Genomic DNA, 26735 nt, shown 5'->3' with positions numbered 1-26735 from the left:
CCCTCACGCCACCGCCAAGCTAGGCGCAGCGGATGACGCAGCCTCTTGTCGGCATCATCATGGGATCGACTTCCGACTGGGAGACGATGCGCCACGCCGCAGCGATCCTGACCGAACTCGATATCACTCACGAAACCCGCGTGGTGTCGGCGCACCGCACCCCCGATCGTCTGGTCAACTATGCCAAAACCGCGGCATCGCGCGGGCTGAAGCTGGTGATCGCGGGCGCCGGCGGAGCCGCGCACCTCCCCGGCATGACCGCGGCGATGACGCATCTTCCGGTCCTCGGCGTGCCGGTCGAATCGAAGGCGTTGCGCGGCCAGGATAGCCTGCTCTCGATCGTCCAGATGCCCGCGGGGATTCCGGTCGGCACGCTCGCGATCGGCAAGGCAGGCGCGATCAACGCTGGGCTACTCGCCGCCGCGATCCTCGCGCTCGGCGACGACTCGCTGAGCGATCGCCTCCAGGCTTGGCGCACCGCGCAAACCGAGGCGGTCGCGACCGACCCTACATGACCGAGCTAGGCAGACTCGAGCCCGGCGCCACGATCGGAATCTTGGGCGGCGGCCAGCTCGGTCGGATGCTCGCCACCGCCGCGGCGCAGCTCGGCTATCGCACCCACGTCCTCGCCCCCGACCGCGAGAGCATCGCCGCGCAATCGGCGTCGAGCATGACCCGCGCCGATTATCACAACCGCATCGTCCTCGCCGATTTCGCCAACGCCTGCGACGTCGTGACCTACGAATTCGAAAATATCGCGTGCGAGCCGGTCGAATGGCTCGCGACGCGCGTCGCGGTCCATCCCCATCCGCGCGCGCTCCGCATCGCGCAGGAACGGATCGCGGAGAAGCGCTTCGTCGAACAGGTCGGCGGCCGCCCCGCGCGCTGGGCCCAGGTCGACAGCCTCGCGACGCTCGAAGCGGGCATCGCCGCGGTCGGCACCCCCGCGATCCTAAAGACCGCGCGTTTCGGCTACGACGGCAAGGGCCAGGTAAAGCTCGATTCGCCCTCCGACGCGGACACCGCGTGGGAGGCGATCGGCGGCCCCGCGGTGCTCGAGGCGTTCGTCCCCTTCACCCACGAATTCTCGATCCTGATCGCGCGCGGGCGGGATGGCGCCACCGCCCGCTACGACGCGCCGCACAACGTCCACCGCGACGCGATCCTGCGGACCTCCACCCTTCCCGCCCCGGTCGAGGTGCTCGCGCAAACCGAGGAAGCGACCGATCTGGCGCTGCGGATCGCCGAACGCCTCGACTATGTCGGCGTCCTCGCGTGCGAATTCTTCGTCGGTGCGGACGGCCCGGTGTTCAACGAGATGGCGCCCCGCGTCCACAATTCGGGCCATTGGACGATCGAGGGCGCCGAAACCTCGCAATTCGAAAACCACATCCGGGCGATCTGTGGCCTGCCGCTCGGCAGCACCGCGTTGACCGGCACGCGGGTGACGATGGAAAACCTGATCGGCGACGATCCCTGGGCACCCGCGCTCGCCGAACCCGGCGCGCACCTCCACCTCTACGGTAAGCGCCAGGCCCGCCCCGGCCGCAAAATGGGACACATCACCCGCGTCACGCGCTGATACTTACGCCGCGAACAGTTCGAGCTGTTCCTTCTTCGGCGCGATCAGCGGGCGCAGATCGGCGCGGTCGGCCAGCACGACGGGCCGCCAGTTCTCCGCGACGATGAATGGCCGCACCTTCGCGATCGATACCGTCAGCCGCGCGACATCGTCGAGCCGCAACCGCCGCCAGCGTCGGCTCGTCAGGATCGCCGCGACCGCCTTGGTTCCCAACCCCGGCACCCGCAGCAGCATTTCGCGCGGCGCGCGGTTGACGTCGACCGGAAACGACCCGCGGAATTTGAGCGCCCAGGCGAGCTTGGGATCGATGTCGAGCGGGAGCATCCCGGTCGACGTATCCGCCGCCGCAACGATCTCGGCGGGCGCATAGTCGTAGAACCGCATCAGCCAGTCGGACTGGTACAACCGATGTTCGCGCATCAGCGGCGGACGCTGGAGCGGCAACACGCTGCTCGCATCGGGAATCGGGCTGAACGCCGAATAATAGACCCGGCGCAGCCCGAATCGATCGTAGAGCGACGACGCGCGGGTTACGATGTCGCGGTCGGTCGCGGCGTCAGCGCCAACGATCATCTGCGTCGACTGGCCCGCGGGCGCGAAAGTCGGTGCGGACTTGTACTTCTTCTTCGCATCGCGCCCGTCGGTGATCGCCGCCTTCACCTCGCGCATCGCAGTTTCGATCCGCACCCCGTCCTTTTCTGGCGCCAGCCGCTTCAGCCCGCCCGCGGTCGGCAATTCGATGTTGATCGACACGCGATCGGCATGGAGCCCGGCCTGGTGGACCAGCGCGGGATCGGCGTCGGGAATCGTCTTCAAATGGATATAGCCGCGGAAATGATGGTCCTCGCGCAGGCTGCGCGCGACCTCGACCATCTGCTCCATCGTGTAGTTCGACGAGGCTATGATCCCCGAGCTGAGGAACAATCCCTCGATATAGTTGCGCTTGTAAAAGGCGATGGTGAGGTCGACGACCTCCTTCGCGGTGAAGCGTGCGCGGCGGACGTTTGAACTCTTGCGGTTGATGCAGTAATGGCAATCGAAGATGCAGCTGTTGGTCAGCAGGATTTTCAACAGGCTGATGCACCGCCCATCGGGCGCATAGGCGTGGCAGATCCCCATCCCCGCGTCGGTCGATCCCAATCCCTTGCCGTCCTTCGACCCGCGTTTGACGGTGCCCGACGACGAACAGGACGCGTCATATTTCGCGGCGTCGGCGAGAATTTCGAGCTTCTCGCGGGTGTCGAGCTGGGCCATGTGTTCTCTTTACGTTCCCGCAGAACCGTTGTCGATTGATTCGGATCAATTCGCGCCCTCCGCCTTAGCGGCCGGCGCTACTCTGCCGCGAGCAGCGTCGTCGCTGCCTGGAGATCGACCGACACCAACCGGCTCACCCCCTGTTCGATCATCGTCACCCCGAACAAACGGTGCATCCGGCTCATCGTCACCGCATTGTGGGTGACGATCAGGTAACGCGTCTCGGTTTCGCGCGTCATCCGGTCGAGCAGGTCGCAGAACCGCTCGATATTGGCGTCGTCCAATGGCGCATCGACCTCGTCGAGGATGCAGATCGGCGCGGGGTTGGTCAGGAACAGCCCGAAGATCAGCGCGACCGCGGTCAGCGCCTGTTCGCCCCCCGACAGCAACGTCAGCGACTGCAAGCGCTTGCCCGGCGGCTGGGCCATGATCTCGAGCCCCGCCTCGAGCGGATCGTCCGAATCGATTAGCGCAAGATGCGCCTGCCCGCCGTTAAACAACGTCGCGAACAGCCGCTGGAAATGCCCATTGACCGCCTCGAACGCGGTCAGCAGCCGCTGGCGCCCTTCGCGGTTGAGCGTCCCGATCGACCCGCGCAGCCGGTTCACCGCCTGCCCCAGTTCGTCGCGCTCGGTTGCGTTGCCGATGCTCGCGGCCTCCAGTTCGGCGAGTTCGGTCTCGGCGACCAGGTTCACCGGGCCGATCCGTTCGCGATCGACGCTCAGTTTCTCGTGGGTCGCAGATTCATCGGCGGGGCATCGCACGCTCATCGCGTCGAACCCCAGTTTTTCGGGCAGCACCGGCACGGGGCATTCGAAGCGTTCGCCCGATAGCCGCCCCATCTCGACCCGACGAAGCTCCTGCGATTCGAGCCGCGCCGCCGCCCCCGCGCGGCCCTCGCGCGCCTCGGCGAGGGCCTCGATCGCAGCACGCTGGGTCGCCTCGGTCGATCGCAGCGCGGCCTCGGCGTCACGCTCGGCGGTGGCAAGCGTCGCGGCGGACGCGCTCATCGCGTTGTGCTCCGCCGAGAGCGCCGCGATCTCGGCTTCGAGCATGGCGGGGCGCGCCGCCACCGCGTCGTGCTCGGAGGCGATCTCGGCCTCGCGTGCATCCATCGCGGTGATCCGCTGCGCCGCCTCGCCCGCGCGCGCGCGCCAGGTGCGCGTGTCCGCCTGCGCCGCGGCGCGCCGTTCGCGGTCGGCCTGGAGCCGCCGCGCCGCCGCACCTCGCGCCTCGCGTGCCTCCGCGACCGCCGCCCGGCGCTGTTCCGCCGCGTGACCCAGCGTCGCGACCGCCGCGGCGCTCGCCGCGGTATCGGGCAACGCCGCGACCGCCGCGCGCGCGGACGCGCGCTCGTGTGCCGCCTCGTGGTCCTCGTGCGCGACCTGCGCACGGCGCGCGGCGAGATCGGCGCGCCGGTCCGCGAGCCGTTCCAGCCGCGTCGTCGCGCGGTCCTCCGCCAGCGCCGCCTCGCGGCTGCGGGTATCGGCGGCGCGCAGTTCCTCGCGCGCACGCGCTGCGGTGGTGCGTGCGGTCGTGATGCGCTCCTCGACCGCGGCGCGCGCCATCTCCGCCGCCGCCAACGCCGCCGCCGCCGCCGGTCGTTCGCCGACGATCGCCGCGAGCCGGTTGAGCCGCGCCAGTCGCTCCGCCGCCGCCGCGCCGCTCCCGGTCGCGACATAGCCATCCCAGCGCCGCAGCGCGCCCTCGCGCGTCACCAGCCGTTGCCCGACCGCGAGCGCCTGCCCCGTGTCGCGATCCGCGATGAAGATCTGCGCGAGCCGCCGGTCGAGCGCGGCGGGCGCGGTGACCTGATCGACCAGCGGTGCGGTGCCCGGCGGGGGGGCAGGATCGTCACCCCCGGGCCGCGCGCCCTCCCACGCATCGGGCGATGTATCGAGATCGTCGCCGAGCGCCGCCGCGAGCGCACGCTCGTACCCCGCCTCGACCGCGACCCGATCGAGCAGCTTGTCCGTCCCCGATCGCTGCGTCGCACGCGTCAGCGCTGCCGCCTCCGCATCGATCGCGGCGAGGTTCGCGCGCGCGGTCGCCAGCGCTGCGTCCGCCGCCGCGCGGGTCGCGGTCGCGGTGCGCTCGTCGGCATCGGCGTGCTCGATCGCGCCGCGCGCGGTGTCCCCCGCCGCCAGTGCCCCAGCCCGCACCGCCGCCGCCGCGTCGCGCTCGGCCTCGATCGGCGCGGGATCGCCCAGCTCGGCAAGTGCGCCGTCGATCGTCGCCGCCCCGCGCGCCACCCGCGCGCACCGCGCCTCCGCCGCTGCGAGCGCCGCGGTCGCGACCCGAGCTTCCGCCGCCTCACTCGCCTGTCGGCCGAGCGCCTGCGCCAGCGCGACCTCGGCATCGCGCCCCATCCGCTCGGCGTCGGCGACCGCGGTCTCGAGCCGCGGCGCGTCGTTCGCCGCCGCCCGGATATCCGCGTCGAGCGTACCGATCTCGCGATCCAGCCGAGTCAGCGCGTCGGCGGCATCGCGCGCCAGCGATCCTTCGCGCGCGCGATCGTCGGTCATTCGCCGCGCCGCATCGGCAAGATCGGCGATCCGCCGCTCGGCGGTGGCGCGCTCGGTGCGCAGCGTGGCGAGCCGGTGCGCGGCCTCGCTCGCGCGGTCGCGCGCGGCCAGCGCGGCGGCGCGCGCGGCGGCAACGGTCTCCGCGGCCTCGTGCTGATACGCCGCCGCCGCCGCGCTCGCGTCGGTCGTGGCGCGCACCCACTCGTCGGCGACCGCCGCCTCCGCGCGGGCAGCGTCGGCGGCAGCGACCGCGTCACGCCAGCGCGCGAAAATCATCCGCGCCTCGGCGACGCGGATCTGCGCCGAAGCCAGCCGATAGCGTTCGGCGGCGCGCGCCTGGCGTTTCAACGCAGCGGCGCGCGCGTCCTGGTCGGCGATGATCTCGTCGAGCCGCGCGAGGTTCGCCTCGGTTGCGCGCAATTTCTGTTCGGCGTCGCGGCGGCGGACGTGGAGCCCCGCGATCCCCGCCGCCTCTTCGAGCATCGCGCGGCGATCGGCGGGCTTGGCGGCGATCACCGCGCCGATCTTGCCCTGGCTGACGAGCGCAGGGCTATGCGCCCCGGTCGCGGCGTCGGCGAACAGCAGCGCGACGTCGCGCGCCCGCACGTCGCGCCCGTCGATCCGATAGGCGGACCCCGCACCGCGCTCGATCCGGCGGACGATCTCGGTCTCCTCGACCCCGTCGGCGGTCGGCAACTCGGCGAGAATCGAGACTTCGGCGAAATCACGCGGCGGCCGGGTCGCGGTGCCCGCGAAGATCACATCCTCCATCTCCGCGCCGCGGAGCGACTTCGCGCTCGCTTCGCCCATCGTCCAGCGCAGCGCTTCGAGCAGGTTCGATTTGCCGCAGCCATTGGGGCCGACGACGCCCGTCAGCCCCGGCTCGATCCTGAGATCGGCCGGATCGACGAAGCTCTTGAACCCGGCGATCCGAAGCCGCTTGATCCGCATGGGTGGCGCCCCCCAACGCCGGTCGTGTGTCCTTGGCTTACGCCCCCGCCGCCTTCAGCGCCTGTTCGACATTGTCCCAGGTCGGATTGTCGATCGGCTTGCCATCGACGATTACCGTCGGGGTCGATTCGACCGTCCCGTCTCCTCCGCGTTTCTGCGTGACCGCGGTGATCGCGTCCATTTTCTTGGTGTCGGCCAGGCATGCCTTAGCCTTCGCTTCGGGCATCCCGCGCTGCTTCATGAAGTCGATCCCGCCGATCGCCTCGGTCCAGCCGGTGACGATCGCAACGGGAGACTTGCCCTGCAGCGCCTGAATCTGCGTCGGCGGCACCTTGATCATCGCGTCGTTGAGCGCATCCTGATTCGCATAAGTCTGCTCGAGGATCGGGAAGAACGTCGCCGGATCGCCGCACTGGCCCATCAGCGCGAGCCCGAGTTCGGCGGGACCGTGGATCAGGAAGTCGCGGAATTCGAAGCTGACCTTGCCGGTCGAGACATAGTTGTCGATCAGCGGTTGAAACGCGGTCGTCGCGAACTGCTTGCACCCCGGACACAGCCGCGCGCCATATTCGACCACCTTTACCGGCGCATCGGGATTGCCCATCCGATAGCCCTCGTCCGTCTTCGCGACGACATCCTGCCACTTCTGCCCGGCGGGCGCGGCCGCGGCGGCGACCGGGGCGGCGGTGACGTTGCCCGTCGTCTCCCCCTTCGAACACGCGACGAGCGCGAGCGGCAGCAGGAACAGCGCAGTCAAAAATCTCATCGGGATAGGCCCTTCACTTGGCGCCCTTGGCGCGCAGAATGGTTTCGAGTCCGTCCCACCCGGTGGGCGGCACGACTTCGTTATTGATAAAGAAGGTCGGGGTCGAGGTGACCCCGGCGGGGGCGTCGGCGGTCAGCTTCACGATCGCGTCGGCTTCCTTGGTATTCGCAAAGCACGCCGCAACCTGCGTCGCGGTCAGCCCGCGCGTCCGCATCAGCCGGGTCAGCCCGGTGCCGTCGGCCAGCGCGCGCGCCTGTTTGAGCGGGGGATAGCCCGCGATCTTGGGGTGTTTGGGGGACCAGTCGATCGCCGCCTGGAGCCAGGTCGGCTGGGCCGCGAAGATCGCCGCCGATGCGCGCGCGAACTGGCGCGCGCCGCCACACCGCGCGAGCAACGCCGCGCCGAGATCGAGGCGGTCGCGGACCATGTGGCGATATTCGAGCGCAACCGATCCGTCGCGGATCATCTCGCCACGCAGCACCTTCTCGCTCTCGGCCGCAAACGCAGCGCAATGCGAACAGGTATAGCTGCCATATTCGACCAGCCGCAGCGGCGCGGCGGGGTTGCCGGTCAGCATCGCGCCATTGGGCAGCCGGGTCGTCGTCGCCGACCAATCGCGGGGCGGCGCGGCGGCGGTGAGCAGGATGACCGAAAGGAACGCGAACAACCAACGCATCGAATTACCCTATCTTGGGAAGGCCACGGGTCGCCGCCACCCCGGCGGCGAGCGATTCGAGCACCGCGCGCAGTTCAGGATCGGCGATTCCCTTCAGCTCGTTGCCGAGTTCGGGGGGCACCGGGCGCTCCGACGGCGGCGCGGCGGGGACCCGCCACGTGGCGACCTCGCCCTGGCGGATCGTCAGCTTGGCGACCGCGGCATAGCCGAAGAAGCGGTTGACCCGCTCGATGATCTCGGGCGCGACATGCTGCATCATCGGGGCGTGAGCGCCGCGAACGGTGAGCGTCAGCACGCCCGCGCTCTTCTGCCCCGGCGGGAAGCGGATCGATTCGGGGGCCGACGCGCCCGCCCACTTTTCGCCGACGATCTCGGGCCAGCGGCTGACGATCGAGCTCTGCACGAAGCCGAACTTGCGGAACGCCGCGCCGCCGATCGCGGGCAGCAGTTCGGACACCGCGCGGCTGCGGTTCTGCCGCTCCGGTTCAGGTCGGGATTCCTGGCGGGGGGCGCGGACGCGCTTGCTCATGCCGCTACCCATGCCATAGCGGGGGCGTGGACGCCAAGCGCTCTTCGCCGCTCCCCGCCAGCGCGCCCGGTGTCGCCGATGCGTTGCTCGGCTGGTACGACGCGCATCGCCGCGACCTGCCGTGGCGCGCACAGCCGGGCGACACCCCCGACCCCTATCGCGTCTGGCTGTCGGAGGTGATGCTCCAGCAGACCACCGTCGCCACCGTCCGCCCGCGCTTCGCTGCCTGGGTCGACCGCTGGCCCGATTTCGCGAGCCTGGCCGCGGCGCGCGACGAGGACGTCATGGCCGCCTGGGCGGGGCTCGGTTATTATGCGCGGGCGCGCAATCTGTTCGCTGCGGCAAAGGTCGTGGTGGCCGACCATGGCGGGCAATTCCCGCGCACCGAGGCCGAACTGCGCGCCTTGCCAGGGCTCGGCGCGTACACCGCCGCCGCGGTCGCCGCGATCGCGTTCGGCGAACGTGCGGTCGTCGTCGACGCCAATGTCGAGCGCGTCGTCGCCCGCCTTTTCGCGATTCGCGACGCCCTGCCGGGTGCGCGCGTCGCGATTCGCGCCGCCGCCGATACGATCACCCCCGACGCGAGGGCGGGCGATTTCGCGCAAGCCATGATGGACCTGGGATCCGCGATCTGCACCCCCCGCAATCCACGCTGCCTGCTCTGCCCCCTGCGGACGCAATGCGCGGGATTCGCGGCGGGCGATCCCGAGACGATGCCGGTCAAGACCGCGCGAAAAGCACGCCCGCACCGCCACGGCACGATCTTCTGGCTGGAACGCGACGGACATATACTGCTGGTTCGTCGCCCACCGACCGGATTGCTCGGCGGGATGCGCGCATTGCCGACCGGCGCGTGGACCGATTCGCCGCCCGGGCTCGCCTCGCCCCCCGCCGTGGCGGACTGGCGCGTACTCGACAACAGGGTCACCCACGGCTTCACCCATTTCGACATCGATCTCGCGCTTGCGGTCGCGCGCGTCGAGGCGCATCAGACCCCCAACCACGTCGCGGAGGGGGGCGAGTGGTGGCCGATCGCGACGCTCGACGCGGCGGGACTACCGACCCTCTTCGCCAAGGCGGCAGCCGCGATAAGGAGAGCATCGTGAAGCGCAGTTTCTGGATCGTTACGACGGGCGCGATCGCGCTGGCCACCACTGCCGCGATCGGCGGCGAGATCGAGGCGCTGCCCCAAGCGCAGACGGCTACCAAGGCGACACCGGCGCCACTTCGTGCCCAAGCCAAGCCCGCACCGCCGATCGCCACGCTGTCGCCGCGCGGGCTTCCCGCCAGCGTGCTGCTGCCAGAGACCCAGGCGTTGTTCGACGGCTATATCCGGGGCGGCAAGATGCCCGGCGTCGTCGCGGCCTATGGTCTCGGCGATCTGCCGACGCTCTATCCCGCCGCAGGCAAGATCGGGCTCGCCGCCGACGCGCTGCCCGCCGGTCCCGATTCGCTGTGGCGGGTCTATTCGATGACCAAGCCGATCACCGCCGCCGCCGCGATGATCCTAATCGAACAGGGCAAGATCGGGCTCGACGATCCGGTCAGCAAATACATCCCCGCGTTCAAGACGATGACGGTGCTGACCGATCCCGACACCAGCCTCGCCGCGGTTCCCGCCAAGAGCGAGATCACGATCCGCGAACTGCTGACGCATACCTCTGGCCTCGGCTACAACATCAGCGCCAAGGGGCCGCTGCTCAAGCTGTACGAGGCCAAGGGCATCCTTCCCGGCGAGGTCAATGCGGCGACGGAGGCACAGGCGCGCAAGGCCCGCCCCGCCACGCTCGAGGAATTCGCGAACCGCGTCGCGACCGTCCCGCTGGTTTATCAACCCGGCACCAAATGGCATTATTCGATTGGGCTCGACGTGATGGGCCGGGTGATCGAGGTCGCGTCGGGGATGCCGTTCGACCAATTCGTCAACACCCGAATCTTCGCGCCGCTGAAGATGCAGTCGAGCTTCTGGACGGTGCCGCAGCGCGACGTAAAGCGACTCGCCACCACCGTCGCGTTCGTCGGCGACCAGATGGTGCCGTTCGATCCTCCCGCGACCTCGCCCTACACCCGTGCGCCGAGCTTTCCCTATGGCGGCGCAGGGCTCGTCATGAGCGCGCGTGATTACGATCGCTTCCTCGACATGCTCCAGCATGACGGCACGCTCGATGGCGTGCGCGTCATGAAGACCGAAACCGCAAAGCTGATGATGTCGAACCTGCTTCCCAACGGGGTGAAATTTCCCGGCCTCGGCAACGCCAACGGCAACGGATCGACCGGGGGCGGCACGACGCGCCCCGCGGCGGCGGAGATCGGCTTCGGCGCGGGCGGCACGGTCTATCTCACCGACGGCCCCGGCGGCTTCCCGTCGAAGGGTACCTATGGCTGGGGTGGCGCGGCGGGAACGACCGCGTTCGTCGATCCCGCCAAGCGCGCGCGCGGCACGATCATGGTCAATTACTTCCCCGGCGAACAATGGCCGCTGCGCACCGAAGCGATAGCCGCGCTGGCAAAGGACGTGGCCAAATTCCGCCGATGACGGTCGTCCCGGGGTTTACCGGCGGCACGCTCGATCGCGCCGATCACCTTCGCCATGATCCCACCGCGCTGGCCGCAACGATTGACTGGCGCGCGCGGCTACTCCGGCTCGACGGATTGATCCCCGCGATCGCCGACGACGCCCGGCTCGGCTGGACGACACTGACCGACGCGCCCGACGAGGCCGAATTGATCCTGCTCGGGATCGGCGACGGGCGCGCGCATTTCGCCGCGTTGCTGCCGGGGCTGCGCCACGACGACCTGCCCGCGATGCGCAACCCCGCGTTGATGGGCGCGCTCGCCAGCCTCGCGCCGGGTGAAGCGGCGACCTATGCCGCCGCGCGCAGCCTGATCGACTGGCATCTGCGCCACGGTTTTTGCGCACGCTGCGGCACCGCGACCACGCTGTTCCGTGCAGGCTGGGGCCGATCCTGCCCGCAGTGCGGCGCGGAGCATTTCCCGCGCGTCGACCCGGTCGTGATCATGATCGCGGAGCATGATGGGCGCGCGCTGCTCGGGCGCGGCAAGGGCTGGCCGCCCGGGCGCTATTCGGCGCTCGCGGGGTTTCTCGAACCCGGCGAATCGGTCGAGGAAGCGGTCGCGCGCGAAATCCACGAGGAGGCCGGCGTTCGTATCCGCGACGTCCGCTACATCGCCAGCCAGCCCTGGCCCTTCCCTTCGCAGCTGATGATGGCTTGCGTCGCGACCGCCGACGACGATACGCTGACGATCGACGCCAACGAGCTCGAAGACGCGATCTGGGTCCCCCGCGACGAGGTTCGCCGCATCCTGGCAGGCGAGGACGGCGCGTTCATCGCACCGCCCCCCTACGCGATCGCGCACACCCTGCTAACGGTGTGGGCCGCAGGCTGAAGTAGGTCTTCTTAGTTCTGATTGGCGCTGGATCGATCATACCCAGCACCGTTCGCCCTGAGCTTGTCGAAGGGCGGTGAGTCTCACCGTGCTTCGACAAGCTCAGCACGAACGGATCTATGTAGTGGCTCGCCGTCTACGTAGCGCATCATTACGGTCGAGCACGCGCCTGCTGATAGGTACCGAGCACCCGCAGCCATTTCGACTGGAACCCCAGTTCCTCCAGCGCGCGGTCGACATTCTCGTCGCCGGGCTTGCCGACGATATCGGCATAGAATTCGGTCGCTGCGAAACTGCCGCCGCGCTGGTAGCTTTCGAGCTTGGTCATGTTGACCCCGTTGGTCGCAAACCCGCCCATCGCCTTGTAGAGCGCTGCAGGCACGTTCTTCACCTCGAAGATCAGCGTCGTCATCCACGGTCCCGCGCCCACCGGCGGCTTGCCGCCACGCGCCAGCACCACGAACCGCGTCATGTTGTGATCGGCATCCGCGATGTCGGCGTCGAACAGCGTCAGGCCATAGATCGCGGCGGCACGCGGCGGCGCGAGCGCGGCGATGCGCGGGTCGCGGCGTTCCGCGACCACCGCTGCCGCGCCCGCGGTATCGGGATAGGCCAGCGGCTGGATGTCGTGCGCCTTCAGCCAGTGGCGGCACTGGCCCAACGCCTGCGGATGGCTCATCGCCTGGCGAACGTCGGCGCGGATGCCGGTCCCCATCAGCGCGTGGCGAATGCCCAGGAAATGTTCGCCGGTGATGACCAGCCCCGATTCGGGCAGCAAAAAATGGATGTCCGCGACCCGGCCGTGGAGCGAATTTTCGATTGGGATGATCGCGCAATCGGCGTCGCCCGCCTTCACCGCATCGATCGCATCTTCGAACGAAAAGCATGGCAGCGGCAGGCCATTGGGGAACGCCTCGACCGCGGCGACATGACTGTTGGCCCCCGGCGCGCCCTGAAACGCGACCGCGCGCGCGGGTTCGGCGGCGGCGGCGGCGGCCATCGCGGCAACGATCGGGCGGGCGGGGGCGGCGAAGGTCTCCATGACGCGCGGGGTAGATGCGGTTGCGCGGCGCGACAAGCGCGGCTTGCGGTGGCCTTCCGCCTTTTCTATGGGGAGCCGAGCTTTCTTCCAAGCCTAGAACATATTGGGGGCCGTCGCGCGCAATGGATACTCGGACCAACACGATCGCCGGCTGGACGCTGGCCGCCTGTGGCGCGGCCCTGGGCCTGTCGATCGTCGGCGGCATGATCTACCACGGGGAACGCCCCGAAAAGATGGGTTATCCGATCGAGGGCGTTCAGGAAGCGGGTGCCGCGGGTGCGGTTGCCGAGGTGCCCATCGCGACGCTGCTCGCGTCCGCCGATCCCGCCAAGGGCGCGGAAGTCTTCAAGAAGTGCGCTGCCTGCCACACGATCAACCAGGGCGGGGCCAACGGCGTCGGGCCGAACCTGTACGCCACGGTCGGCGAAGCGGTCGCGCAGGGCAAGGGCGGCTATCCGTTCTCCGAAGCGCTGAAAAGCGTCGGCGGATCATGGGATTTCGACAAGCTCAACGCCTGGCTGACGTCCCCACGCAAATTCGCCAACGGCACCAAGATGACCTTTGCGGGGCTCGGCAACGCGCAGGATCGCGCCAACGTGATCCTCTATCTCAACCAGCAGGGATCGAACGTTCCGCTCCCCGCCGCCCCGGCCGCGGGCGCCCCCGACAAGAGCGCGAGCCCCGCGGAAAATGCGGTCGAAGCCGATCCGCGCGCCGCGACCGGCGACCTGGCCAACACCGGTACCCCCGCGGCGGGCGCCCCCTCGGTCGACCCCAACGCCGCCAAGGAAGCCGCCAAGCGCGGCGAGTGACGCGCGGGCGGATGCAGCGAGGATGCCGCGCGGCACGTCTGGTCAGCGCACCGTAATGGCCCGAAATGGTGGTTAGCTGCCATTCGCAGTTGAGCGGTTCACCCACAGTCGCACCGTAGCCGTAGCCGCTTCGAGAAGAGCGGGAAGCGCGTTCGTGGTGCCTTCCCAGTGCTGCTCGAACTCGCTGTCGTCGTCGGTATCAACGGAGCGAGCCAACACGGCGACACGACCGGCAATTGGCGGATCAATAGAAATTTGAAAGCACTCGAAGGGGCGTAGCCCCGGAAGGTAAGCGAACCTCGCGGGCTGATCCGCCCATTCGGTAAAGAGCTTTTTGACCGTCACTTGTGCCCAAGCGTCGATGATCGGATCAACTTCGGCATATGTTGTCATGGCCAGAGTTTGCTCCGGCTCCTGAATGTCCGCAAGTGGGCGAAACCCGCCATTCCTTTTCAACACCCCGGCTCTCGTCGGCTGCCGATGCCGTGGAGGCGCGCATCTTCGCGTGAACGTCGCGCGGCGCGGACGCGGTCGATCCGTCGCCGCCGCCTACGCCTACGCCGCCTTGCGCAGCTCGAGCCGACTCCAGATCTCGACCAGCGCGTCGGTCAGGTCGCGCATCATCGCCTCGTCATGCGCGGGGCCGGGGGTGAAGCGCAGCCGCTCGGTGCCGCGCGGGACGGTGGGGTAATTGATCGGCTGGACGTAGATGCCGTATTCGGCGAGCAGGACGTCGCTGATCTTCTTCGCCTTCACCGGATCGCCGACCATGACGGGGACGATGTGGGTGTCGCCGATCATCACCGGCAGCCCCGCGTCCGCCAGCATCGACTTCAGCGTCGCCGCCGCCGCCTTTTGCGCGACGCGCTCCTCGTTCGATGCCTTCAGGTGGCGGACGCTCGCGAGCACGCCCGCGACCAGCACCGGCGACAGGCTGGTGGTGAAGATGAAGCCGGGCGCGTAGCTGCGGATCACGTCGATGATCGTGCGATCGGCGGCGATATAGCCCCCCATCACCCCGAACGCCTTGCCCAGCGTTCCTTCGAGGATCGTGATCCGGTCCGCGACCGCCTCACGTTCCGAAATCCCGCCGCCGCGCGGGCCATACATCCCCACCGCATGGACCTCGTCGCAATAGGTCAGCGCGTTGTACCGGTCGGCGAGGTCGCAGATCGCGGCGATCGGCGCGATGTCGCCCTCCATTGAATACACGCTTTCGAATGCGATCAGCTTGGGGGCGGCGGGGTCGGCGGCGGCGAGCAGCGCTTCGAGGTGCGCGAGGTCGTTGTGGTGGTAGATCTGCTTCTCGCACCCCGAATGGCGGATGCCTGCGATCATCGAGGCGTGGTTCAGCTCGTCCGAAAAGATGATGCAGCCCGGCAGGATCTTGGCCAGCGTCGCCAGCGTCGCCTCGTTCGAGACATAGCCGCTGGTGAACAGCAGCGCCGCCTCCTTGCCGTGGAGATCGGCGAGTTCATGCTCGAGATCGATATGATAATGCGTGTTACCGCCGATGTTGCGGGTGCCGCCCGATCCCGCGCCGACGTCGTGGAGCGCCTCCTCCATCGCCGCGATCACCTTGGGATGCTGCGCCATCGCGAGATAATCGTTCGAACACCACACCGTGATCGGCTTGGGGCCGTTATGCCCCGCAAAACAGCGCGCGCTGGGAAACGACCCCTTGTTGCGCAGGATATCGATGAAGACGCGGTAGCGCCCCTCGGCGTGGAGGCGGTCGATCGCCTGCGAAAACACGCGCGAATAATCGACTCCCGCGCCGACGGGAACGGAGCCAGCGGAATCGGAACCTACGGTCATGCCGCGCAACTAACCCGCGCGCGCGCGGATTTCCAGCGTTTTGCGAGGATCCGGGTCTCCGCCCGTCCCCAAACGTCGCGTTACAGCACCTCCAGCCGGACGAAACCGCGCGCCACCAGCGCGGGGGCGAGCGCGCGTTCGCGATTCCCCAGCCGGGTGAACACCGCGATCCCCTCGCCGGGTGTTGTCGACCATTCCTGCCCCTCGGTCAGCGCGACGATCCGCCGCGCGATCCCCGCCGCGCCGTCGACGAAGCGGATCGGTCGCCCCGCCGCCGCCGCGAGTTCGGGTTCGACCAGCGGAAAATGCGTGCATGCGTTGACGATCACGTCGATCCGGTCGCCGCCGGGCTGACCCAGCAAACCGCCGAGCGCCGCGGCATAGGCGGCGGTATCGACCGCTTCGCGGTGCAGCTTCGCCTCCGCGAGTTCGACGAGCGCCGCCGACCCGTGGCGCAGCACCGTGCAATCCGCCGCGAATCGCGCCGCCAGATCGTCGACATAGGCCTGGCGGACGGTCGCGTCGGTGCCCAGCACGCCGATCGTCCGGGTTCGACTCAGCGCCGCGGCTGGCTTGATCGCGGGCACCGTCCCGACCACCGCGACGTCGAGCGCGGCGCGGACGCTGCCGAGCGCGATTGTCGAGGCGGTGTTGCACGCGATCACGATCAACCGCGGCGCATAGCGTTCGCACAATCGCCCGAGCAGCGCGGGGACGCGGGCCGCGATCTCCTCCTCCGACCGAGTGCCATAGGGGAACCCTGCCGAATCCGCCGCGTACACGAACCGCGCATCGGGCAGCAGCGCGCGCGCGGGCGCAACGATCGACAGCCCGCCGACCCCGGAATCGAAAAACAAGATCGGCCGGTCATCCATCCGCGGGGCTCTATCCGCACTCTCGCACGCGGCCAAGCTGAGCAAGGTTATTGGCGATTCGTCACGTACCCGATATGATCGGAGTACTAAGGGGGAACATGACAACCGAAATCGTCTGGCTCGCGCCCGCCGCAGCTCTTGCCTTGGGGTATTTCCTCGGGGCGATCCCGTTCGGGGTGTTGCTGACGCGTGCGTTCGGCGCGGGCGATCTGCGGACGATCGGATCGGGCAGCATCGGCGCGACCAACGTGCTGCGCACCGGCCGCAAGGGCCTGGCCGCGGCGACGCTGGTGCTCGATCTGCTCAAGGGCGCGGCGGCGGTGTGGCTGACGAGGTGGCTGTTTCCCGGTAACGAGGTGCTGGCGGCGGCGGCGGTGTTCGTCGGCCATTGCTATCCGGTCTGGCTGGGGTTCAAGGGTGGCAAGGGCGTCGCGACGCTGATGGGGATCGTGCTGGCGCTCTACTGGCCGCTGGGGGTGGTCTACGCCGCGGTCTGGCTCGGGTTGCTCGCCACGCTGCGAATTTCGTCGGTCGCAGGCATGGTCGCGGCGTTCAGCACCCCGGTTGCCGCCGCGCTGTTCAACCGGTTCGACTATGTCCTACTGCTGCTCGTCCTCGCGCTGATCGTGCTGTGGAAACACGGCGATAATATCGAACGGCTGCTGGCCGGGACCGAACCCCGGCTCGGCCGCAAGGATGGCTGACCGCGGGCGGGACGACGGCGCCTTCGCCCAGCTCCGCCTGATCCGCACCGCCGGGATCGGCCCGGTCACCTATCGCCAATTGCTCGCGCGGTTTTCGACCGCCGCCGCCGCGCTCGACGCGCTCCCGATGCTCGCGCGCCGCGGCGGGGGTCAACCGCCCCGCATCGCCGACCCACCGACGATCGAGCGCGAGATGGCGACGACCCACCGGCTCGGCGCGCGCTACCTGTTCATCGGCGACCCCGATTATCCCGCGCTGCTGACCCAGATCGACAACCCCCCGCCCGCGCTGATCGTGCGCGGTGCCATCGCGCTGGCGCATCGGCCCACCGTCGCGATCGTCGGCGCGCGCAACGCATCGGCGGCGGCGTGCCGGTTCGCGCGTCATCTCGCCCACGATCTCGCCGCCGAGGGCGCGACCGTCGTCTCGGGGCTGGCGCGCGGGATCGACACCGCCGCGCATGTCGGCGCCGACACCGCGACGATCGGGGTCGTCGCGAGCGGGATCGACGTCGTCTTCCCGCCCGAAAATGCCGAACTCCAGGAACGCATCGCACGGGACGCGCTGCTGATCGCGGAACAACCCCCCGGCATCGAACCGCGCGCGCGCCACTTCCCCTATCGCAACCGGATCATCGCGGGGCTGGCGCTCGGCACGATCGTGGTCGAGGCCGCCCCCAGATCGGGCTCGCTGATCACCGCGCGGCTCGCAGGGGAAGCGGGGCGCGAGGTGATGGCGGTCCCCGGCAGCCCGCTCGATCCGCGTGCGCAGGGGTGCAACCAGTTAATTCGCGACGGCGCGACGCTGATCCAGTCCGCCGCCGATGCGCTCGAACAAATTCGCCCGATCGACGCGCGCGCGGTCCGCGCGCCGATCGATCCGTTCGCCGGCGCGCCGCCCGACGACGCCGACGACACCGACCGCCGCCGTGTGGTCGACCTGCTCGGCCCCGTCCCGGTCGCTGTCGACGAACTGATCCGCCAGGCCGGGCTCCCCCCCGCGATCGTCCAGATGGTGCTGCTCGAACTTGAACTCGCGGGGCGGCTCGACCGCCACGCCGGGGGCCGCGTCAGCCTGAATTGACCCCGATCGCGAGGATCGCCCGCGATGATTCCCGCGCTTGACGCGATTTCCCGATGGCCCCCATGCTCGCGCGTACACGTGAGGACAGCTTAACACCGCCATGCAACTCGTCATCGTCGAATCGCCCGCCAAGGCGAAAACCATCGAGAAATATCTCGGCTCCGATTATCGCGTGCTCGCGAGCTACGGTCATGTCCGCGACCTGCCGCCGAAGGACGGATCGGTGAATCCCGACAACGGCTTCGCGATGGAGTGGGAGAATTACGCCGATAAGGCCAAGCAGTTGAAGGCGATCGCGGATCTCGCCAAGACCGCCGATCGGCTGATCCTGGCGACCGATCCCGATCGCGAAGGCGAGGCGATTTCGTGGCATGTCCAGGAGGTGCTCGCCAAGCGCAAGGCGCTCCCAAAAGACGTCCAGCGCGTCACCTTCAACGCGATCACCAAGGCGACGGTGACCGAGGCGATGAAGCACCCGCGCGAACTCGATACCGACCTGATCGACGCGTATCGCGCGCGCCGCGCGCTCGATTACCTCGTCGGTTTCACGCTCTCGCCCGTGCTGTGGCGCAAGCTCCCCGGCGCGAAATCGGCAGGCCGCGTCCAGTCGGTGTCGCTCCGCCTGATCGTCGAGCGCGAGCGCGAGATCGAACTGTTCCGCGCGCAAGAATATTGGTCGGTCACCGCGACCCTCGAACAGGACGGCACGCCGTTCGTCGCGCGGCTGACGCAGTGGGACGGCAACAAGATCGATCGCCTGTCGATCGGCAACGAAGCCGATGCGATGCGCGCCAAACAGGCAGTCGTCGACGGTCGCTTCGCGGTCCAGTCGGTCGAGACCAAGCCCGCCAGCCGCAACCCACCGCCGCCGTTCACTACCTCGACCCTGCAACAGGAGGCAGCACGCAAACTGGGCTTCTCGGCGGATCACACGATGCGGATCGCGCAGGGCCTCTACGAAGACGGCGCGATCACCTATATGCGGACCGACGGCGTCCAGATGGATTCGAGCGCGATCAGCGCCGCGCGGCTCGCGGTCGCGAACCGCTACGATGCCAGCTACGTCCCCGATTCCCCTCGTCAATATCAGTCGAAGGCCAAGAATGCGCAGGAAGCGCATGAGGCGATCCGCCCGACCGATTTCACCGCGGAACGGTTCGGCGGCGGCGATCACGCGCGGCTCTACGACCTGGTGTTCAAGCGCGCGCTCGCGAGCCAGATGGCGTCGGCGCGGATGGAGCGTACCGCGGTCGACCTCGCCGACGGCACCGGTCGCACGATGCTCCGCGCGACCGGGCAGGTCGTGCTCTTTCCCGGTTTCCTCGCGCTTTATGAGGAAGGCACCGACGACAGCCAGGATGAGGATTCGCGCCGCCTGCCGCGGATGCGCGAGGGCGATGCCCCCGCCAAGAAGGCGGTCGACGCCGAACAGCATTTCACTCAGCCGCCGCCGCGCTTTTCCGAAGCGAGCCTCGTCAAGCGGATGGAAGAGCTCGGCATCGGGCGTCCGTCGACCTACGCTTCGATCATCAAGACGCTGAAGGACCGCGAGTATGTCCGGATCGAAAAAAACCGCTTCTTCGCCGAAGAGAGCGGGCGACTGGTGACGGCGTTCCTCGAACGCTTCTTCGAAAAATACGTCGCCTATGACTACACCGCCGATCTCGAGGAGGAACTCGATGACGTATCGGGTGGCCGTGCCGAATGGCAGTCGGTGCTCGAGGCGTTCTGGCGCGATTTCAAGCCGCGCACCACCGAGGTGATGGATTTCAAGCCGAGCGAAATCACCGCCGAGCTCGATATTTTTCTCGGCGACTATCTGTTTCCCGACCAGGCAGACGGCGGCGATCCGCGGCTCTGCCCCAATTGCGGCGAAGGCCGGCTCGCGCTGCGCGGCGGCAAGTTCGGCGCGTTCATCGCCTGCTCCAACTATCCCGAGTGCAAGTTCACCCGCCGCTTCGCGCAACCGGGCGGCGACGGCGAGGAGGCGATGCCCGAGGGGCTCGGCAAGGATCCCGAGACCGGGCTCGAGGTCGAGCGCAAATCGGGGCGGTTCGGCCCCTATATCCAGCTCGGCGAGGGCAAGGAGGCCAAGCGCGCGTCGATCCCCAAGGACATCGGCGAACTCGACCTCGAATGGGCGCTCAAGCTGCTCGGGCTGCCACGGACGATCGGCACCCACCCCGAAACCGGCGAACCGATCGAAGCCGCGATCGGCCGCTATGGCCCGTACCTCAAGCACGCGGGCAAATACGCGCGACTCCAGACCACCGCCGACGTGTTCGAAACCGGCATGAACGCCGCGGTCGTCAAGCTAGCCGAAGCAGCGGCAGGCGGCGGCCGCGGGCGCGGTGCCGCGCGCGAGCCGCTAAAGATTCTCGGCCCCCATCCGCGGACCGAGCTAGAGATCAAGCTGATGGAGGGTCGCTACGGCGCCTATGTCACCGACGGCGAAACCAACGCGACGCTACCCAAGTCGATCGAGCAGGATGCACTGACCCTCGAGGAAGCCGCCCAGCTCATCGACGCCCGCGCCGCGCAGGGACCGGCCAAGGGCAAGAAGAAGGGCGCGAAGAAACCCGCCGCGAAGAAGCCAGCTACCAAGAAAGCGGCCCCGAAGAAAAAGGCGGTGACAAAGGAGAAGGCAGCCTGACGCGCCGCCTGCGTCGCTTGGGCAAGACCTGACGTGATCGGCACCGCGCGGGCAGCGCGGGGTTCGGCGTCCGCCCCGATCGTTGCGACGGCGGGGGTTACGCCGCGCGGCGCTGCATCGATCCCAGCCACGCACGTGCCGCGGCCTGGGCGGTCGCGATTTCGCGTGCCGTCATCTCCTCGGCGATGTCCGAGCGTGCATCCGCCGCACAATCGAGCCCGGATACCGCGGCAAGATTGAAGAACTTGTGCGCCTCGATCAGGTCGATCCCGACCCCCGACGTCCCGGTCGAATAACACACACCCAGATCGTATAGCGCATCCGGATCGCCGCGCACGGCGTCGCGCATCCGGCTGTCGATCAGGAACTGCGCACGCTTGAGACTGCTACCCATGGTTGGACCCCTTATTGCCCTGGGGATCAGCCTGCCTCGATTCGTGTCACCAAATGGTTAACGCGAATTAGTCATCCTGGATCGCGATATTGTCGATCAGCCGCGTCGCCCCCATCCGCGCCGCCGCCAGCAGCCGCCGGGGGCGATCCGCCGCGGGGTTTGCCGCCAGCGTCTCGGCGTCGGCGAGAGCGACATAGTCGATGTCGAACCCCGCCGCGTTCAGCGTCGCGCGCGCCTCGACCAGCGCATCCTCGGCGTCGTCGCCGCGCGCGATGCTCCGCGCCGCAATGCCCAGCGCCCGCGGCAGGGCCGTCGCCTTCGCGCGCTCGTGCACGTCGAGATAGACGTTGCGCGACGACAGCGCGAGCCCGTCGTCGTCGCGCTGGGTCGGCACGCCGACGATGTCGATCCCCAGGTCGAGATCGATCGCCATCCGCCGGATCACCGCGAGCTGCTGGAAATCCTTCTCGCCGAAATAGGCGATGTCGGGGCGGACCTGGTTGAAGAGTTTGGTGACCACCGTCGCGACGCCGTCGAAATGCCCGGGCCGCGCGACACCGTCGAACGTCTCGCTGACCCCGCCGACGCTGATATTGGTCGCGAAGCCGTCGGGATACATCGTCTCGACCGACGGCATCCAGACCAGGTCGCACCCCGCCTCGGTCAGCATCCTGAGGTCCGCCTGTTCGCGCCGCGGATAGCGCGCGAGATCCTCGTTCGCGCCGAACTGCCGCGGATTGACGAAGATCGATGCGACGATGCACACGCCGGGGCGTCGCGCCGCCTCGACCAGCGCGACATGGCCGTCGTGGAGCGCCCCCATCGTCGGGACCAGCGCGATCGCCGCCCCGTCGTCGCGCAACGCCGCCACCGCGTCCCGCAACGCGCCAATTTCCCGGACCGTGTCCACCTCAAACCCCTCGAACAATGAGCGCGCGGCTTCTATGGAGGCGGCGAACACCGATCAACCGAATTGCGCCAAGAGGAAACCGTCTTGCCCCATGGGCCCCATGTTCCCCCTTCTCCTCACGTTATCGTCTTCGCCAACGAAAAGGGCGGCACCGGCAAGTCGACCACCGCGGTCCATGTCGCGATCGCGCTCGCGGCGAAGGGCGCGCGCGTGGCCTGCCTCGATCTCGATCATCGCCAGCGTACCGTCGGGCGCTATCTCGACAACCGCGCGGCGACCGCGCGGCGCACCGGCAGCGATCTGCCGATGCCGGTCCATGCGACGCTGACCGACCAGACCGAGGCAGCGTTCGAGCGGCTATGGGCCGAGCTGTCGGCGGATGCGGATTATCTCGTCGTCGACACCCCCGGGCGCGACGACCCGTTCGCGCGCACCGCAGCGGCAATGTCGAACACGCTGGTGACCCCGATGAACGACAGCTTCGTCGATTTCGACCTGATCGGCCAGGTCGACGCCGAAACCTACAAGGTGACGCGCCCCAGCTTCTATTCCGAACTGATCTGGGACGCGCGCAAGCAGCGCGCGCGCGCCGACGGGACGCAGATCGACTGGGTCGTGCTGCGCAACCGCCTCCAGCATATCGAGGCGCGCAACATGCGCCGCGTCTCCGAAGCGCTGACCCAGCTCGCCAAGCGCGTCGGCTTTCGCATCATCCCCGGGCTCGGCGAGCGCGTGATCTATCGCGAGCTGTTCCCCGCCGGCCTCACGATGATCGATTCGAAGGAATTCGGGTCGATGGGCCTCAGCCACGTCGCCGCGCGGCAGGAACTGCGCGAAATGATGGCCGCGCTCCAGCTGCCCGAACCCGCACTGCACCTCGTCGCATGATCCATTGGCTCATCGCGATTGCGTGCATCTTGCTCGCCTGGACCTATCTCAAGCCGAAGAAGGCTAAGCGGCTGCCGGTCGCGACCGAGGCGGAGGCACGCGAGATCCTGGGGGTGACCGAAGGTGCCGACGCCGATGCCATTCATGCCGCGCACCGCCGCCTCGCCGCGCAGGTCCATCCCGACCGCGGGGGCTCGGTCGACCTGGCGCGCCGCGTCAACGCCGCGCGCGATCTGCTGCTGAAGGGGCGATGACCCACCGGTTCGATCCCGCGATTTTGCGCGAATACGACGTCCGGGGCACGGTGGGGATCAACCTGTCCGCCGCCGACGCGCATGCGCTCGGCCGCTGCTTCGCGACGCGGGTCCGCCAGGCCGGGGGCACGCGGATCGCAGTGGGCTACGATGGTCGGCTGACCTCGCCCCTGCTCGAAGCGGCGCTGGTCGAGGGACTCGTCGCCTCGGGCGTCGACGTCGTGCGGATCGGGATGGGGCCGACCCCGATGCTCTATTATGCCGAGGCGCATCTAGAAGTGGATGGCGGCATCCAGGTAACCGGCAGCCACAATCCCCGCGATGACAATGGCTTCAAGCTGATACTCCACCATCGCTCGTTTTTCGGCGACGACATCAAACGCCTGGCGGAACTTGCCGCGACCGGCGGCTGGGCTGAGGGGGCAGGATCGGTCACCGACGCCGACGTGCGCGACGCCTATGTCGCGCGGCTGATGGCGGGCTATACTGGTGGCACCTATCGGGTGGCGTGGGATTGCGGCAACGGCGCGAGCGGCCCGGTCGTCGAGCAATTGGTGAAGCTGCTGCCGGGTGAGCATCATGTGCTCCATGCCCATGTCGACGGCGAATTTCCCCATCATCATCCCGATCCCACGATAGAAGAGAATCTGGCCGACCTGAAGCGCGTCGTCGCCGAGAAAAAGCTCGATTTCGGTGTGGCTTTCGATGGCGATGGCGACCGGATCGGTGCAATCGACGCGCAAGGCCGGGTGATCTGGGCGGATCAGCTTCTGTCCATTCTGGCGCAACCTGTCCTCGCCGCGCATCCCGGCGCGACGATCATCGGCGACGTCAAGGCGAGCCAGGCGCTGTTCGATCGCATCACCGCGCTCGGCGGCGTGCCACTGATGTGGAAAAGCGGCCACAGCCTGATGAAGCAGAAGCTGCGCGAGACCGGCGCCCCGCTCGGAGGCGAGATGTCGGGCCACATCTTCTTCGCCGATCTCTACGGCGTCGACGACGCGCATTATGCGGCGATCCAGCTGATCCGCGCGCTGCATCTGTCGGGACACTCGCTCGCCGAGCTGCGCGATGCGCTGCCCGCCTATGTCAGCACCACCGAACTGCGCTTCGCGGTTGCCGAGGATTGCAAGACCGCGGTCGTCGCCGAGGTGCTCGCACGGCTCGCTGACGCTGCCGCGCAGGTCGACCGCACCGATGGCGCGCGCGTCACCACCGCCGACGGCTGGTGGCTGCTGCGCGCCTCGAACACGCAGGCCGCGCTCACTGTCCGCGCAGAGGCACGCGACCAGGCGGGGCTCGACCGCCTGCTCGCGGCGGTCGATGCGCAGCTCGCGGCCTCGAACGTGTTTCGAGGCCTACCCGCTTAACACACCCCCGGCGGCGGTCGGGGCCAGGGGACCGGCAGATCCAGACTCATTGCTTCGATCAACGCGCGAACACGCCGTCGCGCTTGCGGCCGGTCGCTCCGGTCGCGCTCGTTCCGGGCCGGTCGCACTCCGTTTGGCTGCGATGTCGACCTGCATCCCACCCCCGCGGGGATGGTCAGGGCACCAGCACGGTGTCGACCGCGTCGGGGAGCGTGGCGGGATAATCGAGCGTGAAGTGCAGCCCGCGACTTTCGTGGCGGTGGAGCGCGCTGCGGACGATCAGGTCGGCGGTCGCGAGCAGGTTGCGCAGCTCGATCAGGTCGGGGGTCACGCGGAAATGGCCGTAATAATCGTTGACCTCGTCGGTCAGCATCCGGATCCGGTGCTGCGCGCGTTCGAGCCGCTTGGTGGTGCGGACGATCCCGACGTAGTTCCACATGAAGCGGCGGATCTCGGTCCAGTTCTGCTGGATCACGACTTCCTCGTCCGAATCGGCGACGCGGCTTTCATCCCATGCACGGATCGTCGGTACGGCGGGTAGGTCGTCCCAGCGCGCGGCGATGCTCTTCGCCGCCGCCTCGCCGAACACGAAGCATTCGAGCAACGAGTTGGACGCGAGCCGGTTGGCGCCATGAAGCCCGCTTTCGGTGCATTCGCCCGCGGCATAGAGCCCGGGCAGGTCGGTGCGGCCGTCGCGATCGATGACGATCCCGCCGCAGGTGTAATGCTGCGCGGGGACCACCGGGATCGGCCCGGTCGTCATGTCGATGCCGAGCCCGAGCAATTTTTCATAGATGTTGGGGAAATGCCCGCGGACGAAATCGGCGGGCAGGTGGCTGATATCGAGATGGACATAATCGAGCCCGTCGCGCTTGATCTCGGCATCGATCGCGCGCGCGACGATATCGCGCGGCGCGAGTTCGAGCCGTTCGGGATCGTAATCCGCCATGAAGCGCTTGCCGGTCGAGGGATTGATGAGATGCCCGCCCTCGCCGCGGACCGCCTCGGTGATCAGGAAATTCTTGACCTCGAGATTGTAGAGGCAGGTCGGGTGGAACTGCATCATCTCCATGTTGGAGACGCGGCAGCCTGCGCGCCATGCCATCGCGATCCCGTCGCCGGTCGCGCCGCGCGGCGCAGTCGAGAACAAATAGGTCCGCCCAGCGCCCCCGGTCGCGAGGATCGTCGCGCGCGCGGTGAACAGGCTGACGCGCCCGCTCGGCTTGTCGACCGCATAGACCCCCCAGACGTTGCCCGCGCCCGAATAGCGTTCCTCGTGGCGGCTGGTGGCGAGATCGATCGCGACCTGATCGGGGACGAGGGTGATGTTGGGATGCGCCTCGGCGGCGCGCTGCAACGCCTCCTGTACCGCCCAGCCGGTGGCGTCGGCGACATGGACGATGCGGCGGTGCGAATGGCCGCCTTCGCGGGTCAGGTGGAGCGCGCCCTGACCGTCGGCGCCCTCCGTAGCGAACGGCACGCCGAGCTCTTCGAGCCGGTGGATCGCGGCGGGGGCGTTTTCGATGACGAATTCGACAATCGCGCGGTCGTTCAACCCTGCGCCCGCGATCATCGTATCCTCGATATGGCTTTCGAACGTATCGCCGGGTTCGAGCACCGCGGCGATCCCGCCCTGCGCCCAGGCGGTCGACCCTTCGTTGAGCGCGCCCTTGGCGAGCACGGTCACGCTGAACCGATCGGCGAGGTTGAGCGCGGCGGTGAGTCCCGCGGCGCCCGAACCGATGATGAGGATGTCGCTGGTCGCGGTCATCGACGACGGGTGAAGTGGACAAAGTGGAGAGCGTCGCGCGGGTTCGTCCGGGCCGGGCCGGGCGCCTGGGGCGAGGCGATCGGAGAGAGACGCGTCAAAGTCAGCATCTGATCGGTCTGGCAGCTATTTTCCTACATTCATAGAGGCGGCTTCCGCCCAGTTGTCGCCATTCAACCCGCCGATCGGCGTCCCTAAAACCTGCCGTTCGCTCAGGCTCGCCGCCATGCCCCATGAAGGTCCGCACCTGGGGACTTTCCCGTCGGACCGCTTTTAGGCGGCGAGGCATAGATAGCTGCCGGTCCGCTTGTTCAGAATCGACCGGGCAGGAAGCGCCCCAATACCAGCAGGTCAGCGCGAATTTTCGGTTTGCCGAAACCCACCGAAAGCCGATATTTTCGAAGCGCTTTCTCTCGACCTAATTCCCAATGTCCACGCTCTTCAGCTTATCTCGTGATCAGGCGGCAGCGGG

General features: G+C 68.3%; 24 protein-coding genes. 12 read left to right on the top strand and 12 right to left on the bottom strand.

Going from position 1 to position 26735, the window contains the following annotated elements; translation table 11 throughout:
* Positions 1-32: 32 nt before the first annotated feature.
* Both purE and EAH84_RS01310 read left to right on the top strand, forming a co-directional pair.
* Positions 33-515: a 5-(carboxyamino)imidazole ribonucleotide mutase gene (purE, locus tag EAH84_RS01315; RefSeq protein ID WP_140866515.1), complete on the top strand. Its 483-nt coding sequence runs from the start codon at positions 33-35 to the stop codon at positions 513-515.
* The gene (locus EAH84_RS01310) at positions 512-1582 is read left to right on the top strand and encodes a 5-(carboxyamino)imidazole ribonucleotide synthase (RefSeq protein WP_140866512.1); all 1071 of its coding nucleotides are present in this window, start codon (positions 512-514) and stop codon (positions 1580-1582) included. Before purE ends, EAH84_RS01310 begins: the two co-directional genes overlap by 4 nt.
* Before the next feature lie 3 nt (positions 1583-1585).
* Here the strand turns inward: EAH84_RS01310 and EAH84_RS01305 are convergent, their stop codons facing one another.
* The 5 genes from EAH84_RS01305 to EAH84_RS01285 form a co-directional block, all read right to left on the bottom strand.
* On the bottom strand, positions 1586-2836 hold the full coding sequence (locus EAH84_RS01305; RefSeq protein ID WP_140866509.1) for a putative DNA modification/repair radical SAM protein: 1251 nt from the start codon (positions 2834-2836) through the stop codon (positions 1586-1588).
* A 77-nt stretch (positions 2837-2913) separates the two neighbouring features.
* Positions 2914-6312 carry a chromosome segregation SMC family protein gene (locus EAH84_RS01300; protein ID WP_140866507.1) on the bottom strand — a complete coding sequence of 1133 codons (3399 nt, stop codon included), beginning with the start codon at positions 6310-6312 and terminating at the stop codon, positions 2914-2916.
* 37 nt (positions 6313-6349) lie between these two features.
* Complete coding sequence (locus EAH84_RS01295; RefSeq protein ID WP_140866505.1) at positions 6350-7078, bottom strand: thioredoxin domain-containing protein; 729 nt, start codon at positions 7076-7078, stop codon at positions 6350-6352.
* 13 nt (positions 7079-7091) lie between these two features.
* On the bottom strand, positions 7092-7754 hold the full coding sequence (locus EAH84_RS01290) for a thioredoxin domain-containing protein (RefSeq protein WP_140866502.1): 663 nt from the start codon (positions 7752-7754) through the stop codon (positions 7092-7094).
* A gap of 4 nt (positions 7755-7758) precedes the next feature.
* Complete coding sequence (locus EAH84_RS01285; RefSeq protein ID WP_241656393.1) at positions 7759-8283, bottom strand: DUF721 domain-containing protein; 525 nt, start codon at positions 8281-8283, stop codon at positions 7759-7761.
* A 26-nt stretch (positions 8284-8309) separates the two neighbouring features.
* Here EAH84_RS01285 and EAH84_RS01280 point away from each other — a divergent pair, with 26 nt between their 5' ends.
* Genes EAH84_RS01280 through nudC form a run of 3 tightly spaced genes read left to right on the top strand, consistent with a single transcriptional unit; the run spans position 8310 to position 11691 of the window.
* Positions 8310-9389 carry an A/G-specific adenine glycosylase gene (locus EAH84_RS01280; protein ID WP_140866496.1) on the top strand — a complete coding sequence of 360 codons (1080 nt, stop codon included), beginning with the start codon at positions 8310-8312 and terminating at the stop codon, positions 9387-9389.
* Positions 9386-10819: a serine hydrolase domain-containing protein gene (locus EAH84_RS01275; RefSeq protein WP_140866493.1), complete on the top strand. Its 1434-nt coding sequence runs from the start codon at positions 9386-9388 to the stop codon at positions 10817-10819. The genes EAH84_RS01280 and EAH84_RS01275 overlap by 4 nt, the downstream gene beginning before the upstream one ends.
* Positions 10816-11691, top strand: a complete 876-nt coding sequence (nudC, locus tag EAH84_RS01270) for an NAD(+) diphosphatase (RefSeq protein WP_140866490.1) — start codon at positions 10816-10818, stop codon at positions 11689-11691. Before EAH84_RS01275 ends, nudC begins: the two co-directional genes overlap by 4 nt.
* 151 nt (positions 11692-11842) lie before the next feature.
* Here nudC and EAH84_RS01265 read toward each other — a convergent pair whose 3' ends face one another.
* Positions 11843-12733: a prephenate dehydratase gene (locus EAH84_RS01265; protein WP_140866487.1), complete on the bottom strand. Its 891-nt coding sequence runs from the start codon at positions 12731-12733 to the stop codon at positions 11843-11845.
* A 122-nt stretch (positions 12734-12855) separates the two neighbouring features.
* On the opposite strand from EAH84_RS01265, the gene EAH84_RS01260 reads away from it, so the two are divergent.
* Entirely contained in the window at positions 12856-13545 is a 690-nt protein-coding gene (locus tag EAH84_RS01260) for a c-type cytochrome (protein WP_140866484.1), read from the top strand.
* Between the two features lie 72 nt (positions 13546-13617).
* Here the strand turns inward: EAH84_RS01260 and EAH84_RS01255 are convergent, their stop codons facing one another.
* The 3 genes from EAH84_RS01255 to murI form a co-directional block, all read right to left on the bottom strand.
* Positions 13618-14001, bottom strand: a complete 384-nt coding sequence (locus EAH84_RS01255) for a hypothetical protein (protein ID WP_206663922.1) — start codon at positions 13999-14001, stop codon at positions 13618-13620.
* A gap of 99 nt (positions 14002-14100) precedes the next feature.
* Complete coding sequence (gene hemA / locus EAH84_RS01250; RefSeq protein WP_140866480.1) at positions 14101-15363, bottom strand: 5-aminolevulinate synthase; 1263 nt, start codon at positions 15361-15363, stop codon at positions 14101-14103.
* Between the two features lie 80 nt (positions 15364-15443).
* Entirely contained in the window at positions 15444-16238 is a 795-nt protein-coding gene (gene murI, locus EAH84_RS01245) for a glutamate racemase (protein WP_140866477.1), read from the bottom strand.
* 98 nt (positions 16239-16336) lie between these two features.
* On the opposite strand from murI, the gene plsY reads away from it, so the two are divergent.
* The 3 genes from plsY to topA all read left to right on the top strand — a co-directional run bounded on the left by plsY (position 16337) and on the right by topA (position 20679).
* Positions 16337-16942 carry a glycerol-3-phosphate 1-O-acyltransferase PlsY gene (plsY, locus tag EAH84_RS01240; protein WP_140866474.1) on the top strand — a complete coding sequence of 202 codons (606 nt, stop codon included), beginning with the start codon at positions 16337-16339 and terminating at the stop codon, positions 16940-16942.
* A complete protein-coding gene (gene dprA / locus EAH84_RS01235) occupies positions 16935-18026 on the top strand; it encodes a DNA-processing protein DprA (protein ID WP_140866471.1) in 1092 nt (363 codons plus the stop codon). The genes plsY and dprA overlap by 8 nt, the downstream gene beginning before the upstream one ends.
* A 100-nt stretch (positions 18027-18126) precedes the next feature.
* The gene (gene topA / locus EAH84_RS01230) at positions 18127-20679 is read left to right on the top strand and encodes a type I DNA topoisomerase (RefSeq protein ID WP_140866468.1); all 2553 of its coding nucleotides are present in this window, start codon (positions 18127-18129) and stop codon (positions 20677-20679) included.
* Positions 20680-20776: 97 nt separating this feature from the next.
* Here the strand turns inward: topA and EAH84_RS01225 are convergent, their stop codons facing one another.
* The gene (locus EAH84_RS01225) at positions 20777-21073 is read right to left on the bottom strand and encodes an SEL1-like repeat protein (RefSeq protein WP_140866465.1); all 297 of its coding nucleotides are present in this window, start codon (positions 21071-21073) and stop codon (positions 20777-20779) included.
* 67 nt (positions 21074-21140) lie between these two features.
* Positions 21141-21983, bottom strand: coding sequence for a pantoate--beta-alanine ligase (panC, locus tag EAH84_RS01220; RefSeq protein ID WP_140866462.1), 843 nt, complete (start codon positions 21981-21983; stop codon positions 21141-21143).
* An 84-nt stretch (positions 21984-22067) separates the two neighbouring features.
* Here panC and EAH84_RS01215 point away from each other — a divergent pair, with 84 nt between their 5' ends.
* The 3 genes from EAH84_RS01215 to pgmG are packed head-to-tail and all read left to right on the top strand — an operon-like array spanning position 22068 to position 24495.
* Positions 22068-22871, top strand: coding sequence for a division plane positioning ATPase MipZ (locus EAH84_RS01215; RefSeq protein ID WP_140866460.1), 804 nt, complete (start codon positions 22068-22070; stop codon positions 22869-22871).
* Positions 22868-23125 carry a DnaJ domain-containing protein gene (locus EAH84_RS01210; RefSeq protein ID WP_194150340.1) on the top strand — a complete coding sequence of 86 codons (258 nt, stop codon included), beginning with the start codon at positions 22868-22870 and terminating at the stop codon, positions 23123-23125. Before EAH84_RS01215 ends, EAH84_RS01210 begins: the two co-directional genes overlap by 4 nt.
* Positions 23122-24495 (top strand): phosphoglucomutase/phosphomannomutase PgmG, encoded by a 1374-nt coding sequence (gene pgmG / locus EAH84_RS01205; protein WP_140866458.1) that lies wholly within the window; start codon positions 23122-23124, stop codon positions 24493-24495. The genes EAH84_RS01210 and pgmG overlap by 4 nt, the downstream gene beginning before the upstream one ends.
* A 175-nt stretch (positions 24496-24670) precedes the next feature.
* Here pgmG and nadB read toward each other — a convergent pair whose 3' ends face one another.
* The gene (nadB, locus tag EAH84_RS01200) at positions 24671-26266 is read right to left on the bottom strand and encodes an L-aspartate oxidase (protein ID WP_140866455.1); all 1596 of its coding nucleotides are present in this window, start codon (positions 26264-26266) and stop codon (positions 24671-24673) included.
* Positions 26267-26735 lie beyond the last annotated feature (469 nt).

The sequence above is a fragment of the Sphingomonas oligophenolica genome (assembly GCF_006438955.1).
GTDB classification, from domain to species: Bacteria; Pseudomonadota; Alphaproteobacteria; order Sphingomonadales; family Sphingomonadaceae; genus Sphingomonas; species Sphingomonas oligophenolica_A.
Note: the sequence above shows the minus strand (reverse complement) of the source record. Positions and strands in the feature narration are given on the sequence as shown.

Coding starts and splice junctions, on each gene's coding strand:
- EAH84_RS01300 (WP_140866507.1), bottom strand. CDS start 6,312: ATGCGGATCAAGCGGCTTCGGATCGCCGGGTTCAAGAGCTTCGTCGAT.
- nudC (WP_140866490.1), top strand. CDS start 10,816: ATGACGGTCGTCCCGGGGTTTACCGGCGGCACGCTCGATCGCGCCGAT.
- EAH84_RS01290 (WP_140866502.1), bottom strand. CDS start 7,754: ATGCGTTGGTTGTTCGCGTTCCTTTCGGTCATCCTGCTCACCGCCGCC.
- pgmG (WP_140866458.1), top strand. CDS start 23,122: ATGACCCACCGGTTCGATCCCGCGATTTTGCGCGAATACGACGTCCGG.
- plsY (WP_140866474.1), top strand. CDS start 16,337: ATGACAACCGAAATCGTCTGGCTCGCGCCCGCCGCAGCTCTTGCCTTG.
- EAH84_RS01260 (WP_140866484.1), top strand. CDS start 12,856: ATGGATACTCGGACCAACACGATCGCCGGCTGGACGCTGGCCGCCTGT.
- EAH84_RS01210 (WP_194150340.1), top strand. CDS start 22,868: ATGATCCATTGGCTCATCGCGATTGCGTGCATCTTGCTCGCCTGGACC.
- murI (WP_140866477.1), bottom strand. CDS start 16,238: ATGGATGACCGGCCGATCTTGTTTTTCGATTCCGGGGTCGGCGGGCTG.
- EAH84_RS01305 (WP_140866509.1), bottom strand. CDS start 2,836: ATGGCCCAGCTCGACACCCGCGAGAAGCTCGAAATTCTCGCCGACGCC.
- EAH84_RS01265 (WP_140866487.1), bottom strand. CDS start 12,733: ATGGAGACCTTCGCCGCCCCCGCCCGCCCGATCGTTGCCGCGATGGCC.
- EAH84_RS01310 (WP_140866512.1), top strand. CDS start 512: ATGACCGAGCTAGGCAGACTCGAGCCCGGCGCCACGATCGGAATCTTG.
- hemA (WP_140866480.1), bottom strand. CDS start 15,363: ATGACCGTAGGTTCCGATTCCGCTGGCTCCGTTCCCGTCGGCGCGGGA.
- EAH84_RS01285 (WP_241656393.1), bottom strand. CDS start 8,283: ATGAGCAAGCGCGTCCGCGCCCCCCGCCAGGAATCCCGACCTGAACCG.
- EAH84_RS01295 (WP_140866505.1), bottom strand. CDS start 7,078: ATGAGATTTTTGACTGCGCTGTTCCTGCTGCCGCTCGCGCTCGTCGCG.
- purE (WP_140866515.1), top strand. CDS start 33: ATGACGCAGCCTCTTGTCGGCATCATCATGGGATCGACTTCCGACTGG.
- dprA (WP_140866471.1), top strand. CDS start 16,935: ATGGCTGACCGCGGGCGGGACGACGGCGCCTTCGCCCAGCTCCGCCTG.
- topA (WP_140866468.1), top strand. CDS start 18,127: ATGCAACTCGTCATCGTCGAATCGCCCGCCAAGGCGAAAACCATCGAG.
- nadB (WP_140866455.1), bottom strand. CDS start 26,266: ATGACCGCGACCAGCGACATCCTCATCATCGGTTCGGGCGCCGCGGGA.
- EAH84_RS01225 (WP_140866465.1), bottom strand. CDS start 21,073: ATGGGTAGCAGTCTCAAGCGTGCGCAGTTCCTGATCGACAGCCGGATG.